Annotated in this window: 13 protein-coding genes; 5 read left to right on the forward strand and 8 right to left on the reverse strand. The window is 58.4% G+C overall.

Annotated features, from left to right (window positions below):
- The first annotated feature begins 69 nt into the window (after window positions 1–69).
- Complete coding sequence (locus ACVWY3_RS24500) at window positions 70–1,095, forward strand: IS110 family RNA-guided transposase (RefSeq protein WP_456840750.1); 1,026 nt, start codon at window positions 70–72, stop codon at window positions 1,093–1,095.
- A gap of 63 nt (window positions 1,096–1,158) precedes the next feature.
- The gene (locus tag ACVWY3_RS24505) at window positions 1,159–1,578 is read left to right on the forward strand and encodes a hypothetical protein (protein WP_456840751.1); all 420 of its coding nucleotides are present in this window, start codon (window positions 1,159–1,161) and stop codon (window positions 1,576–1,578) included.
- Here the strand turns inward: ACVWY3_RS24505 and ACVWY3_RS24510 are convergent.
- Complete coding sequence (locus tag ACVWY3_RS24510; RefSeq protein ID WP_456840752.1) at window positions 1,575–2,918, reverse strand: type II toxin-antitoxin system HipA family toxin; 1,344 nt, start codon at window positions 2,916–2,918, stop codon at window positions 1,575–1,577. The genes ACVWY3_RS24505 and ACVWY3_RS24510 overlap by 4 nt on opposite strands.
- Complete coding sequence (locus ACVWY3_RS24515) at window positions 2,908–3,249, reverse strand: helix-turn-helix transcriptional regulator (protein ID WP_091963993.1); 342 nt, start codon at window positions 3,247–3,249, stop codon at window positions 2,908–2,910. The genes ACVWY3_RS24510 and ACVWY3_RS24515 overlap by 11 nt, the downstream gene beginning before the upstream one ends.
- Before the next feature lie 466 nt (window positions 3,250–3,715).
- Here ACVWY3_RS24515 and ACVWY3_RS24520 point away from each other — a divergent pair, with 466 nt between their 5' ends.
- The 3 genes from ACVWY3_RS24520 (at window position 3,716) to ACVWY3_RS24530 (ending at window position 7,308) form a co-directional block, all read left to right on the forward strand.
- Window positions 3,716–5,029 carry a DUF2130 domain-containing protein gene (locus ACVWY3_RS24520; RefSeq protein WP_456840753.1) on the forward strand — a complete coding sequence of 438 codons (1,314 nt, stop codon included), beginning with the start codon at window positions 3,716–3,718 and terminating at the stop codon, window positions 5,027–5,029.
- A gap of 48 nt (window positions 5,030–5,077) precedes the next feature.
- Window positions 5,078–5,653 carry a hypothetical protein gene (locus tag ACVWY3_RS24525; RefSeq protein ID WP_456840754.1) on the forward strand — a complete coding sequence of 192 codons (576 nt, stop codon included), beginning with the start codon at window positions 5,078–5,080 and terminating at the stop codon, window positions 5,651–5,653.
- A gap of 1,103 nt (window positions 5,654–6,756) precedes the next feature.
- Window positions 6,757–7,308, forward strand: coding sequence for a hypothetical protein (locus tag ACVWY3_RS24530; protein WP_456840755.1), 552 nt, complete (start codon window positions 6,757–6,759; stop codon window positions 7,306–7,308).
- Window positions 7,309–7,312: 4 nt separating this feature from the next.
- On the opposite strand, the gene ACVWY3_RS24535 is transcribed toward ACVWY3_RS24530, so the two are convergent.
- From ACVWY3_RS24535 to ACVWY3_RS24560, 6 genes are read right to left on the reverse strand one after another with little or no spacing between them, the layout of a single operon-like run.
- A complete protein-coding gene (locus ACVWY3_RS24535; protein WP_194389661.1) occupies window positions 7,313–9,088 on the reverse strand; it encodes a phosphoenolpyruvate hydrolase family protein in 1,776 nt (591 codons plus the stop codon).
- A 36-nt stretch (window positions 9,089–9,124) separates the two neighbouring features.
- On the reverse strand, window positions 9,125–10,237 hold the full coding sequence (locus ACVWY3_RS24540; RefSeq protein ID WP_456840756.1) for an ABC transporter ATP-binding protein: 1,113 nt from the start codon (window positions 10,235–10,237) through the stop codon (window positions 9,125–9,127).
- Complete coding sequence (locus ACVWY3_RS24545) at window positions 10,237–11,064, reverse strand: HAD-IIA family hydrolase (protein ID WP_456840757.1); 828 nt, start codon at window positions 11,062–11,064, stop codon at window positions 10,237–10,239. Before ACVWY3_RS24545 ends, ACVWY3_RS24540 begins: the two co-directional genes overlap by 1 nt.
- Window positions 11,057–11,827, reverse strand: coding sequence for an SDR family NAD(P)-dependent oxidoreductase (locus tag ACVWY3_RS24550; protein ID WP_456840758.1), 771 nt, complete (start codon window positions 11,825–11,827; stop codon window positions 11,057–11,059). Before ACVWY3_RS24550 ends, ACVWY3_RS24545 begins: the two co-directional genes overlap by 8 nt.
- A complete protein-coding gene (locus ACVWY3_RS24555) occupies window positions 11,824–12,747 on the reverse strand; it encodes a ribokinase (protein WP_456843449.1) in 924 nt (307 codons plus the stop codon). Before ACVWY3_RS24555 ends, ACVWY3_RS24550 begins: the two co-directional genes overlap by 4 nt.
- A 14-nt stretch (window positions 12,748–12,761) precedes the next feature.
- A complete protein-coding gene (locus tag ACVWY3_RS24560) occupies window positions 12,762–13,622 on the reverse strand; it encodes a carbohydrate ABC transporter permease (protein WP_456840759.1) in 861 nt (286 codons plus the stop codon).
- Between the last annotated feature and the right edge of the window lie 10 nt (window positions 13,623–13,632).

Here is a 13,632-nt window from a genome sequence, read left to right on the forward strand (position 1 = left end):
GGCTGACGTCTTCTTGAGAACACGAGGATCGGTACGATCGGCGTCAGCAAATCGAAAAGGAGCCGCGCTATGAAGCAGTACGTTGGTCTGGACATCTCTATGGAAGAAACCAGCATTTGCGTTTTGGATCAGGCCGGCGGCGTGACATTCGAAGGTTGTGCGCCGACCAATCCGGAGGCGATCGCTAAGCTCCTGCGGCGTCACGCAGGCAATGCTGAGCGAATCGTTTTTGAAACGGGCTCGCTATCCAATTGGCTTTGGCATCAACTCAGGGTACTGGGCTTTCCGGTGATTTGCCTTGATGCGCGTCACGCTAACGCGGCGTTATCAATGCGCATCAACAAGTCGGATCAGAACGATGCCAAGGGGTTGGCTGAAATGGCCCGCATGGGATGGTACCGGGAAGCTGCCGTGAAGGGGGTGGAGAGCTGGAAAACTCGTTCGATGCTGGCGGCTCGAACCAAGCTGGTGAATCTACGGCGAGATATTGACAACCAAATGCGCGGTCTGTGCAAGGGGTTAGGAATAGTGCTCGGCAAGCCCGGCTCGACCACCCTGGCTCGCAAAGCGGACGCCGTGCTTGCTGAAGCGCCGGATTTGCAAGATATTTTCGTACCGCTGCTGCTTGCCCAGTCCTGTTTGACTGAACAAATCGAGAAGTTCGATCGACAACTCTTGGCAGTGGCAAAAGGCGACCAAATTGTTCGGCGAATGATGACCGTTCCCGGCGTCGGTCCCCTGACTGCCCTGTCCTTCGTCGTTACCATCGACGACCCCAATCGCTTCAGACATTCCGCCGACGTGGGCGCCTATCTCGGCCTGACACCAAGACGTTATCAATCCGGTGAGATGGATCGCACTGGCCGCATCTCCAAGCGCGGCAACCACCAGATGCGAACTTATTTGTTCGAGGCCGCGAACGTCCTGCTGACCGTTGTCAGGCGAGGTTCTGCGCTCAAGCGCTGGGGCAGCAAACTGGCCAAACGCATCGGTACCAAGAAGGCCAAGGTTGCCGTCGCTCGCAAAATGGCTGTCATCCTCCATGCCATCTGGACTGATGGCACTGAATTCCAGGCAGAGATGCGCACCGCATGAACCGGTCTTAAACCAACCCGGATCCGCCTTCGGCGGAACAAGCGTCCCTGCCGGGACGATGGTGTGGGCAATCTCGAAGTCGTCCCTGCGGGCTTTACGCACCGCGCTCTTAACATCGGGATGCCACACCTCTTGAACGCCATCATGCGGCGCTCCTGCATAGAGATGACCGCGGAAAGAACCATGAACCCCGGCAGCGGATCATTTGTGTCTATCGGGGTTGACATGGTGCCCGCGATTAAAGAACGGACGACTATGAGGCGTTTCGAACAGCCAGAAGCAAGCTACCGATCCTGGCGCAGTTGGTCCGACGCGTCGAAAAAGCTGGCCGCTATTCAGATATTATCGGGCATCTGCGGCGTTCCTCCGGCCACGCTCACGACTAGCGACCTAGATGTCTTGTCCACCGTCGGTTGGCGCCTTGTGGCGGCCGCCTGTGAGCGCGCGATCATCGCGCTTCGGCAGATTTCCCGTTCGTTTTAACGCGGACGGGTCGTTGGCAGCTCTTCGGCGTCGTCGGTTGCGATCGTCGGATCAGCCAAATCGTAACCGAAGCCTTCGTAAACGAACGCGCTACGGATCAATTCGCAGTCACGCTCGCTGACGCCAACCTGTCGGCAGACCCTATACCAGGACTCCCCAATGGTCGCTTTCATGCCGTCTACGATTGCCGTTGCCTCTTCTTTTGATAAGAGGAAACGTTCGCTCTGCGAGAGCAAATTGAGCCGGTTGGCGTAACGCCCCCAGTTGCCAAACGCCATCGCCAGGTCCCGGCGCTCCAAGGCAATCATCGGGTTCGGGGTGAGGTCGTATGCCGGTGATAGAGACCACGCTTGGTCCTTTGCCAACATGGCGTGGTTACGTGGATGATCGTCGGTATTGGAGATGAGAGCGTTAAAGCACACCCGCCGAAACAGCTCTGGCAGATCTTTCGACTGAGTTCCGGATGCGGCTCGCCGAATTTCGTCAGCCAGCAGGAGATATGACCATCTTCGACGCTTATCGACAGTATCAGGCGTGTCATCGGCATCGAGCAGCGTCAAGGCGCTCACCATCCTGCTGCGGTGGTAACCCTTCTCCGCCTTATTCCGATCGAACCGTTTAATCAGGACGACATCTTTATCGCCGATCGTGGTCATCTGGCTCTCTGCGCACGAGATCCCGCACCCGCGAGCAAGGGTCAGCATGGCGTGCTCGACCCGAGGGTTATTCCATCGATCGTCGCGGTGGGGGAATTTCGCGAGCCAAAGCGCACCCTCGTCCTCGACAGTAGCCTTCGGCCGCGCGCCCCCCATCGAAGTGCCCGCGCGCATCAACGCCTCTGCCTGTTCAGCGTCAGCACCTGCTGGTGCTGCTGCTGCTGGATCCTTCTCGGCGGCAACGATCTGGTCGGCTACTTCGATTAAACGCGCCAAGTCCACCGTCTTGTTGAACGTACGAACAGGTGCCGGCGGTTGCACGTTGAGACCAAAACCCAAAGCGCCGGCGCGATCGTCGGGTGAATTGAGCAGATATTGAATTTCGCTCGGCGACGGATTGCCCAGACGAGTTTCGATCAGCTTGCGTCCCCAGGCGTCCGGAGAGCTGTCGCGCAACGCGCCAAAATTGCCCCGCAGCTTCGTTGTCCGGAATGGCGGAACTTGAATCTTGAGCTCGACCGGATCGAACTCGACGCGATCCTTTCGCTCGAGGTAGCTGCGGCCATAGACGAATTGTCCAACGGCGGCACCTTGGCGTGTCGTGTCGAGCTGATACCGCCCGGCCGTAACCGGTTCTGTCTGGCCTGGCAGCGTGATATAGACGAAACATTCCTCAGAAGGCATTGCTTGGTCCCCCCCCCTGTCGCGCACGCTCGCGCTCATCGAGGCCGCTTAGAGCGAGCCCCTCCTCATCGTTCTTCGGGTTGGCAACGTCGGCAAGAGACGGGAGAAGATTCATTGCCCACAGCATGCCGAGATACACGCCGGCACTGGTGCTCAGTTTTCCGTTCTCAGCATCGGCGATGACGTGCCGATCTACGCCCAGCTTAGTTGCCAGCTCTGTATGGCTCAGGTTGCGGCGCAGGCGCGCGGTCCGGAGATTGTTGCCCAAGCGCTTGATCGCTTCCTGAACGGCAGAGGGTGGTGCGCTGATAAACTGACTGCGAGGAGGCATGGCGTCTTAAGGCTCCCTTAAAAGGCTTATTGGCGCCTTACGGCACCGAGAAACATAACACTTTCCTCGGCTATGTCAACTACTCGGCGCCTTAAGCTACCGCAAAGTCTCATATTGGCGCCTTAACACGCCAAAACTTCCCTAAGAAGGCTGAGAATTACCCGTGTGCACCTTGCGCCTCAACATGGGCCCGCTCATCCGATCCCGACATGCATCAGATGGGAAACCAATTGACGGCGGCCTCGTGAGTACATAACAGGAACATCGAAGACTGCCCTTTCAACCTCGCTCAATGCGGCAAAGCCAGTTCTTTGCCAAAGAGCGGGCGATTTCTGCCCGGCTCAAAAGTGCGGATTGCGTGGAAAAGCGCGGCGACCGGCAAAACAGCATGTAGACATCGCCGCCGCAGACGGCCCAATCGCACTTGGATGATTTTCAATCGAGACCGGTCGGAATGGGGAAGTTCATGAACTTTAAAGCAATCGCAGCCGGCGCTTCAACTGAACCGACCTTGCAATGCCCCAACTGCAATCACGAGATCCACCTGACGGAATCATTGGCTGCTCCGCTGCTCGCGGAAACGCGTCAGCGCTTTCAGGAACAGCTGGCGAGCAAGGACGCCGAGTTGGCTCGAAAAGTCGAGGCGCTGCGGCTGGAACGCGAGCAACTTACGAGGGAACGCGAGCAACTTGAAGACCGGGTCGCACAACGATTGGCGATAGAGAGGGCGCAACTTGCCTCTAGCGAGGGAAGGAAGGCGCGCGAGGCGGCTGCCGCTGAGCTACAAGCGAAGGAAGCGGAGGCTGCAGAGCTAAGGGCCAGCTTGGCTAACAACAACCTCAAGCTGGCCGAGGCCCAGAAGCAACAAGCCGAGTTGATGCGACAACAACGAGCGCTCGAAGAGGAAAAGCGGGAGCTCGACTTAACCATAGAAAAACGCGTGCACGCATCCCTCGGGGAAATCCAGACTAAGGCAAGGCAGGATGCCGACGAAGCCGCGCGCTTGCGCGTTGCGGAAAAGGACCAAACAATCGAGTCCATGGCCCGCACGATCGAAGAGTTGAAGCGCAAGGCCGAGCAAGGTTCGCAACAGTCGCAAGGTGAGGTTCTCGAACTTGAGCTGGAGGAGTTGCTCCGGGGAAGGTTTCCCACAGATCTGATTGAGCCTGTCGGCAAGGGTGAGCTCGGTGCCGACGTGATGCAGCAGGTGAACGGCTCGATCGGTCAGCCCGCCGGCATCATCCTATGGGAGTCGAAGCGGACTAAGGCCTGGAGCGACGGCTGGCTTGCAAAACTTCGCGATGATCAACGCCGCTGTGGCGCGGACGTGGCGCTTATCGTCTCACTGGCTCTACCAAAGCATGTAGAGCATTTCGATCTCATCGGCGGCATCTGGGTTGCTCATCCGCGATGTGCGCTCCCGGTTGCAGTGGCTCTCCGCCAGGGACTTATCGACGTCAACAGTTCGCGCATGGTTCAACAGGGACAGCAGACCAAGATGGAGCAGGTCTACCAATACCTGACCGGCACAAAATTCCGCCAACGGGTGGATGCCGTGGTCGAAAAGTTTAACGAAATGCGCGAGGATTTGGATAAGGAGCGCAAATTCTTGGGAAGGCAGTGGGCCAAGCGCGAAACGCAAATATTGGCCGTGATCGAATCGACCGTCGGCATGGTTGGTGACCTGCAAGCGATTGCCGGCAAGGCGATGCCGGAGATTCCCAGTCTAGAGGTTCCCATGTTGGAAGCCGCAGGCCAACCTGACTGGAAAGTAGGATAAGCGCATATCGATCCCAGCCATTCGCCTTAGTCGAACGGAGAGTTGGGCGTGCCCCAAAACAACCGCATGAACAGGTACCACATTGCTTTAACACCCGAAGAACAAGAGCTTCTGAGTAAGATTGATCTTCGGGATGACTTGCCCGTTGCGATCGATCCACACGCAGTCTACCAAAGCAATCGCGCACCGATTTTGGCGCTGATGAAATCTCTCATCGATCGTGGGGCGATACCTCAGCATCGCGTCAGTTTTTTCACGGATCCCAAGTACAAGCCAGGCCGCCTGAAGGGGTCTCGGCAAAGCCTTTTCGAAAGAAACGGCACCAGAGGTGAAGAGATCTTCGAGCACCCTCACTTCAAGCCGTATCTTAGATATTTTCTGCAGGGATGCGAATTACCGACCGGGGTAATTTCCGAATTCGAACGGGAAGTCGACAACCCCGAGTGGGTCAGCGGGAGCGATGGGATCGATCTTGCGAAGAAGGCGATCGCAATTTGCCGACGGCACCGCATTCCCAAGCACGAAGCCGTCGAACAATTTTTCAAGCTTGCGCTGGATATGGGAATAAGTTTCTCTCATGCGAACACGATACAGGGCATAATCAGCCGATCCAGCTTGAAATGAAGCGGCTATTCGGATTTGCTTTTCGGCCTCAGAGGCCGATCGGCGCGGGCGTGGTGTTGAAACGAATTCGACCGTGAGCAGAAATCTACGTACGGCATAGCCGCCGGTCCAGGCCTCCGAAATCGAGAGAATGATCCACTTCAGACTGGCGAGGGGTGCCTCTTTGCGTTCGGCGAGATTCGGAAACATCTCTTGGAACGTCTCTTCAGAGCCGCCGGATCCAATCCGAGCATCCCGAACCGCTTCAGCCCAAACTGGGCCGCTGGCACCGACCTCCAGGTGCGGATCTTAGGCGAACACCCCCAGGCTATGGCTAGGATAACCCATTGAACTAACACACATGGTAGGCTCATTGGGGGATATTAGCGTCCGAGGTCGTTAGCCAGCCAAGAGCGTGCCGGGGCCTGCCGCATCATCGAAAGGACCCCTCGCGATGGAGCGACCTGACGGGGCCCTCTGCGTTTCGATGAAGGCGCCCGATGAGGTACAGTAGTTCCGAAGCGAGGTGATTGAGCGCCACCGTGTGGATTGGAAGCCGCCTCCCATGAACCGACCGGGGCAAGCGTAGCTGGCGGATCTTTGATGGATTAAGCCGCCCGCATGATCGCAAGGACGTCTAATTCCGCGACACCAGTAGCCGAGCGCGCGGCGAGGCGCGCTCCGAGTCAAAAAGATGCCGCTGCTGGAGTTTTCCAGCAGCGGCGCCAGTCAGGGAGGAAGCAGACGAGCCGGTCTGCTAGCGGATCCGTAGCGCGCAGATAGTTCGCGCAAAATTTCTTTACCCGAGACGCGCTTCACGGGCCCTCTTTCACCGCGAGCGGAGCTCGCTCAGTACCCTGCAGCAAATCGCATCCGGCACTCAGGACGGGCGCGAAGAGCCCCGTCATGCAGCCAGGAGGAAACGGCGCCGACGACCACCCCTTCCCAGCCGAACCTGGCTCCTACGCCAAAGAAGGACAGGACGTTGCTCCGGTAACGTCGTGGTCTAGACCTGGATGAAGCGGCGTGTAAGATCGGCGGAAGCATCAATTGGGTAGGGTTGGGTAGAAACCGTGAGAGTAGGTCGCCTTGCCGCAAGTCTCTCCTCGTCTCGCGGTGATCAGATGACGATCTATGCGCCGTCACTGCGGACCCTTCCACAGAACGCCATGCTGGTCATGGCCACGCTTCCCGTCATCGACTGGAACGACTGTCTCCTGCGGGACTTGCAAGCGGGGCCCAAAGTGCCCCCTTCCTGCTATGCGGCGATCGTCATGATCGACCCGTTTGCATGCTGGGAAGATCTTGGTGATTTGTTGGAAGGTGCAAGGATGACCGGAGTGACGAACTTTCCGCCTGCCTCCATGATTGAACGGACACCGGCAGGAGTGCCGCTCGATCGCGGTCACGAGCTCGAGCTTCGCCGTATGGAGTGGTTTGCAAGCCGAGGGTTCAAAGTCCTGTTTGTCGCGGCGGACGAGGCAAAGATAACAGCCGCGGAGCAACGGCTAGGTTCGCAACTGGATGGGTCCGTCTATCTGCGACCCGAGGCGCTTGCACTGCCGATTGGATCGGACATCAGGCTCATAAGCCTTGGCTCTCATGGATCGTCGTCGGTACCGAAGTTCTCTCTGGAGCAGGCCTCCACGGCCAAGCAGCCGCTTCGACGGGCATGAGGCCTTATTCGAGGATCCGTAGTTTCTTGATTTTGTTGTAGAGGGTTTTGCGCGAAAGCCCGAGAGAGCGAGCAGTCTTGCCGCGGTGAAGCCGGTTTCTCTTAAGGCCCTCGATAATCCAGTCCCGCTCGGACAGCGAGGCCGCGGGCCGTGCGCCTGAAGGGGGCTGCAACAACGGCTTTAGCACCTCACCGGTGATGTGACTTGATGGCAGGGTCACGAGCTGGTTCACGATCTGCCGCAACTCGCGCAAATTGCCTGGCCAGTCGTGCCCGGCGAGCGCAAGGAATGCAGAGTTTTCGATCGTGAGCGTCTGGGCGCTGGAATCTCCTTTGGCTTCGACGGTGAAGTGTTGAACGAGTTGCGGCAGATCTTCAAGCCTGTCGGGTAGCGAAGGTAACTGGACATCCAACCCGGTAAAAAGGTCGAGAAGCCGCGCGCACAGAACCGTTTCAAGGCCAGCGCCTCGGGCCACCGTCGCGGTCGCAATGATCCGGGCGTGGGAGCGCATGACAGTTACCCCGTTCAGAGGGGTAAACCCGCCTGTCTCCAGGTAATCGGCAAGGCGCTCCTGGCCTTCGCGCGAAAGCTGGTCAACATGCAGCAGCAAGACGGCGCCGTCGCTCGATGCCTCCAGCAGCGACAATTGGCGTCTGCCACTCTCAAGCCGCTCGGCGCCGAAAAAGGGGCCGAGTGTATCCATCGCCGGACCGGGTCGGCAATGAAACAGCGTCGCCTTGGCGTGCCTGCGCTCGCTGAACGCGTGAACCAGGCTTGCTATTCTACGCTTGCCGGAGCCGGTCTCGCCCCAGATGAGGACTGGGCTGGGGGTTGCCGCAACGCGTTTGGCCATCTCGAGGACGCGCTTCATTGCCGAGGACTGCGCGATGACGCCGTGCCTAAAGCCACTCAACTGCAGCTTCCTTTCGAGCAGATCCACCTTCTCGCGCAACAGGTGGATGGTCTTGAAGCCCGACGTCACCTCGAGGACCGACATCTCCAGAGGCACGCGGTCCAGCGAAGAGCCTCCGATGAACCCTTGGATTCCGGTTTCGCGGCAGATGTCCAGGAGCTCGTCCGGCTTTGTGATCGGGCCGCCCCCAAGCAAGCAGATAGTGCTCTTATTGACGGATTGAGCAACGCGCGCAACGGCATTCGTACGCGCTGCAAGTTCAGACAGGCTGATCGATGGATCGGACCCGCTTTCAACCGCGCGGTTTAGATTGAAGTTGATGCAAATGGCCTCGGCGCCGGCTTCGACCATTCGACGCGCTTCAGATTGAGTGCGAGTATAGGCAATCGTCATCAGGCCGCGTTTTGCAGCCTTCACAAGGAGCTCGATCTCCCGGGAATAGCCAAGGCCGGACTTCTCGAGCAACGACCTGCGGTCATCATCGATGTGTATGACCGAAGGGAAGTTGGTCACGCCAGCAAATCCCCACTTGATGATCCGGTCGAGCCATCGATCCAGATCAAGCTCGGGGTCGAATGTACAGGTGCCGAAGAAGACCGGCAGTTTCGTATTTGGCAGGATCTCGGTCCGTCCGAACCCCGCTACGAACTCGTTACTATTGCGGATTGGAAGAATCGAGGCGGGCGAGGCCCCGCCCATGGCACGAAAACGGCCAGCATTGAGTGCGAGCACGAAATCGGCGCCCGCCCGCTCCGCGGCCCTGGCCGTCATGCCCGATCCGATCCCCGCACCAAGGACAAACGAACGGGAATTCCGGAAGAACTGCCTGATGCCGGCTGCCTTCACCTCAGTGGTCCGCGTGTCCATCCGGAGCCGGCATCATCGCACGGCTCGACGTCGAGACTAGCTCCAAGTCGCAGGCGCTTGCAACCGCCGAACCGCCTTTCCATTGCTCATGAACAAGTGGCAATCGGCTGGAGCGGCGGTGAGGGTAAGCTTTCCGGCGCCTTTGCGCGAGCCGGATTTTGGTGCCCTGGCGACGACCGTTTCGTCTCCAACGTTACCGTAGATGTACGTGACACTTCCGAGATGCTCAACGAAATCCACCTCGAGGCCAATAGAAATCTCCTGCTGCTCGGGTGCCGGTGAGGAGAAGTCATCCGGGCGAATTCCGACAGTGACCGGCTTGCCAATTAGCATTTGGTCCGGCTGGACCGGAACGGAGATTGTAGAACCGGCCTCCAGTCGGACGTCCAGGCCATGCTCGTGAGCTGCCTCGACCTTGCCGCCCAGGAAATTCATCTTCGGCGAGCCGATGAATCCTGCCACAAAGCGCGAGGCCGGATTGTGATATAGATCGTGGGGGCTGCCGACCTGTTCGATGTTGCCGTCCTTGAGGACGACGATCTTGTCAGCCATGGTCATCGCCTCGACCTGGTCATGCGTCACATAGATCATGGTATTTCCGAGCTGCTTGTGCAGCTTGGCGATCTGAACCCGCATTTGCACGCGCAACTCGGTGTCGAGGTTGGACAGGGGCTCATCGAACAGAAACACTTTTGGTTCTCGCATGATGGCCCGCCCGATTGCGACGCGCTGGCGTTGCCCGCCTGAAAGTTGTCGAGGCTTGCGATCCAATAGATGGTCGATCTGCAATAGCGCCGCTGTTGTGGCTATCTTGGCGGCGATCTCCGCTTTCGAGGCTTTGGCCATGCGCAGGGGAAAGGCCAGGTTCTCTCTCACCGTCATATGCGGATAGAGAGCGTAACTCTGAAAGACCATGCCGAGGTTGCGATCGGCCGCATCGACGTCGTTGACGAGCTCATTGTCGATGAGGAGCCGCCCACCGCTGATGGGCTCGAGCCCGCCAATCATGCGCAGAAGCGTGGATTTGCCTGACCCGGACGGACCAACGAAGACGACAAATTCGCCGTGAGCGATGGTCAGGTCGATATTACGCAGGATCTCGATGGTCCCATAGGCCTTCTTCAGGCCGTCCAGGCGAACATTGGCCATTATGCCCTCCTCTGTCGCACCTCGGCCGCGCGAGCAGCACTTACTTCAATTTCGCGCAAGCTCGATACGATGAAGTCGGGGGCCATCAAGGACGGATCCTGACGCGTCGGCACGCCGGTTGTAACAAGCACCGTGACAAGACCCGCCCTCTGTCCGGCTTGAATATCCGTAGCAACTTGGTCGCCGATCATAATGGTCGAACCGCGGTTCGTACCAACGCGTGAGAGCGCGGTCTCTATCATCGGCCCTTGCGGCTTTCCGACGATCGTAGGCTGCACTTGCGTAGCGGCAGCCACAGCTGCAATCGTCGCACCAGCCCCAGGCTCGAAGCCGCTGGCCGTCGGCAGCAGAAGATCGGGATTGGTTCCGATGAAGAGAGCGCCATTGAGGATCGCCTCAACGGCAATTCGCATCTTCTCGTGCGTGATATCCCGGTCAAGCCCCATCACAACGGCTTCAGGCGTTCGGTCAGTGACCTCCAGCCCAACATCGCGCATGGCCGTGACAAGCGAGGGAGCGCCGATGACATAGATTCGCGTCAGCTGCGGATAATTCGCTCGAATGAGCTCTGCGGCGGTGATGGCGCTTGTAACGACCTCTGACGGTGCGATGGAAAGACCAAATTCTCTCAGCTTGCGGACGACGTCCTCGGGGGTATGCGTGGAATTGTTCGTCACGAAACAGAACGGCACGCCGGCTTCCTGCCATCGCGTAAATGCTTCTATCGCATCCGCGATTGCGGTGCTGCCGCGATAGATCACGCCATCCAGGTCCGAGATGATCCCTTCTATTGGCGGCCAGTTCACGTTTGAGCCGGTGCTAACCATTCATCAGCATCCCGCCATTCACATGGACGATCTGCCCGGTCATGTAGGAGGCCGCGGGGCTGGCCAGGAACACGGCGAGGCCTGCGATATCCTCGGGCAATCCGACCCGGCCCAGCGGAATTCGGCCACTGTGGCGCGCTTCGGTCTCCTCCCGCGGACGCCCGTGCATGGGGGTATCGATGATCCCGGGTGCAATCGCGTTGACGTTGATCTTGAGCGGAGCGCATTCATAGGCGAGCAGCTTTGTCACGTCGTGCACAATGGCCTTTGACAAGCAATAATCAGCGCCGCCAGCCTGGTAGTTGAAAACCGCGCCTTGAGATGACAACGAGGACCCGACATTGACGATGCGGCCGCCCTTGCTCTTCATGAAGCGCTCGATCGCTAGCTTCGCACAGCGAAGCACCGCGACGGAATTGATCTGTATGGTCTTTTCGATTCTATCGGAATTGCCGGTCAGAAGAGGCTGAGCCGATTTTATTCCGGCGTTGTTGATCAAGACGTCGAGCCTGCCGAAGCGCTGGGCGATCTCATCAAGCACCCTGCCGACATCATCTTCTTGTGACACATCCATGCTCATCGGCAGGATGCCGTTGCCGTGCGGCAAGCGCGTCAGAATGTCCCGAAGGTTTTCCACATTTACGTCGGTTGCCAGGACGTTTGCACCGCCTTGACGGAAAGCATTGGCGATGGCTGAGCCAATGCCCCCACCCGCACCGGTCACGAGCACGGTCCTGTCTGCAACTGAGAACTGTTCGGTCATTCCAACTCCAAGATCGTTTGAGAATTTAAGAATTCGTCGACGGCCCCACTGCTGGGCATCGAGCTTTGGGCGCCGCGTCGCGTCACACATAAGGCGGCAACCGCGAGCGCCCTTTTGATCGCTTCTCGTATCGGCAACCGGTGGGCAAGAGAGGCTGCGAAGGCTCCATTAAAGGCATCGCCAGCGGCGGTCGTATCAACGACCTTCACAGGAAATGCCCTGAGCGCAAAAGACGCGCTGGCATCGGCGTAGTAGGCCCCCTGCGCACCAAGCGTGATCAGGGCAGCTCTCGGCCCGAGATCGAGAAGCTTTCCGGCCGCATGAGCCGCGCTGTCGAAGTCGTGCACCTCGACACCGGTGAGCTCGAAAGCTTCCGTCTGGTTTGGAGTGAGGAAATCGACACTCCTCCACGCCGCCGCGGACAGGCCTGCCCTCACGGGGGCCGGATTAAAAATGAGCTCGAATCCTTTGCTGCTCTTCATTGCAAAGAGGTGATGGAGCGCGGGGACGGGCATGCCCATCTCGGCAACGACGATTGCGTCCCGCTCAATGAATTCGGCTGCCTTTTCGACCATGCTTGGTGTGACATTTGCATTGGCTCCCGGGTCTATGACAATGATGTTGGAGCCGTCGTCGCCGACCAGGACGAGGGCAGAACCCGATATCTCCCCTGGGCATACCGCAATGGCATCGAGACGGACACCTGCCTCACGCAGCGCTTGCAGCAACGATCGACCGGCGTCATCATCGCCAAGCCGGGTGTAGAAGCTCGGCCGAAGGCCCAATCGAGCGGCGGCGACCGCCTGATTGGCGCCCTTGCCTCCCGCATTCCGCTTTAAGCTTCCCATCAGGCTTTCACCCGGCGTTGGAAGCCGCTCGACGTTGAAGCAGAGGTCGAGATTGGTCGTTCCGAAGAACATCAATGGTCTGGGGCTCATTTCACGGCCCCGAAGGTAAGACCACGTTCGAGATGACGCTGGCCAAGGATAATCAGGACGATCGGCACAATCATGGTCACCACCAGACCCGCAGCCATCACCGGATAGAACTGAACGCCCGGATTGAGCAGCTTGAGGAGGGCGACCGTGACTGGCGCTTTCGTCGAACTGAGGATCAGGCCGAGCGCGAAGTTGTGCCACGCGAGCAGAAAGATAAGCAAAGAGGCGCCTATCAAGCCGGGCTTTAGAAGCGGAAGAACGATGTGCCAGACAACCCGGAATGGCTTTGCGCCATCCATGGCGGCCGCCTCCTCAATGTCTTTTGGGATGTCCTCGATATATGAACGGCTCAGCCAAATGATCATTGGCAGCGTGACCGCTTGATAGACCCAGATCATACCAAAATAGGTGTCATAAAGGCCGACTGTCTGAAACACGCTGAACAGCGGTATGACGACAAGGAGAGCCGGCGCGAAGCGGAAGCCCAGAATGAAGAATGCGATGTCCTCCTTCATTGGGATATCACGCCTCGCCAAGACGTAGCCTGCCGGTACCCCGGCAACGAGCGATACGAGCACCGCACCAAGCGAGATGACGACGCTATTGGTGACCGGGGTCAAGAAATCAACCTTGATGGTACCGTAGCTTGTTGCCCCGGCGTGGGCGGCATCGAACAAAACGCGGAAGTTTTCAAATGTCGGAGTGAAGATAAAGCGCGGCGGCCAGGTCATGACCTCGGCCTGCTGCTTCAGCGACATCATCACGATCCAGACCAACGGAAATGTCAGGATCAGTGTACAAGCGACAATCAGCAGGTTAAGGAACAAGCTTGCAGGCGTTGAGCGATTAAAACGCATGTGAGCCTCC

The organism is Bradyrhizobium sp. USDA 4486, from assembly GCF_054057995.1.

What these genes read in the sequence shown, in the direction of transcription:
- ACVWY3_RS24500 (WP_456840750.1), top strand. Translation starts at nt 70, where the DNA reads ATGAAGCAGTACGTTGGTCTGGACATCTCTATGGAAGAAACCAGCATT.
- ACVWY3_RS24510 (WP_456840752.1), bottom strand. Translation starts at nt 2,918, where the DNA reads ATGCCTTCTGAGGAATGTTTCGTCTATATCACGCTGCCAGGCCAGACA.
- ACVWY3_RS24515 (WP_091963993.1), bottom strand. Translation starts at nt 3,249, where the DNA reads ATGCCTCCTCGCAGTCAGTTTATCAGCGCACCACCCTCTGCCGTTCAG.
- ACVWY3_RS24520 (WP_456840753.1), top strand. Translation starts at nt 3,716, where the DNA reads ATGAACTTTAAAGCAATCGCAGCCGGCGCTTCAACTGAACCGACCTTG.
- ACVWY3_RS24530 (WP_456840755.1), top strand. Translation starts at nt 6,757, where the DNA reads ATGACGATCTATGCGCCGTCACTGCGGACCCTTCCACAGAACGCCATG.
- ACVWY3_RS24535 (WP_194389661.1), bottom strand. Translation starts at nt 9,088, where the DNA reads ATGGACACGCGGACCACTGAGGTGAAGGCAGCCGGCATCAGGCAGTTC.
- ACVWY3_RS24540 (WP_456840756.1), bottom strand. Translation starts at nt 10,237, where the DNA reads ATGGCCAATGTTCGCCTGGACGGCCTGAAGAAGGCCTATGGGACCATC.
- ACVWY3_RS24545 (WP_456840757.1), bottom strand. Translation starts at nt 11,064, where the DNA reads ATGGTTAGCACCGGCTCAAACGTGAACTGGCCGCCAATAGAAGGGATC.
- ACVWY3_RS24550 (WP_456840758.1), bottom strand. Translation starts at nt 11,827, where the DNA reads ATGACCGAACAGTTCTCAGTTGCAGACAGGACCGTGCTCGTGACCGGT.
- ACVWY3_RS24555 (WP_456843449.1), bottom strand. Translation starts at nt 12,747, where the DNA reads ATGTTCTTCGGAACGACCAATCTCGACCTCTGCTTCAACGTCGAGCGG.
- ACVWY3_RS24560 (WP_456840759.1), bottom strand. Translation starts at nt 13,622, where the DNA reads ATGCGTTTTAATCGCTCAACGCCTGCAAGCTTGTTCCTTAACCTGCTG.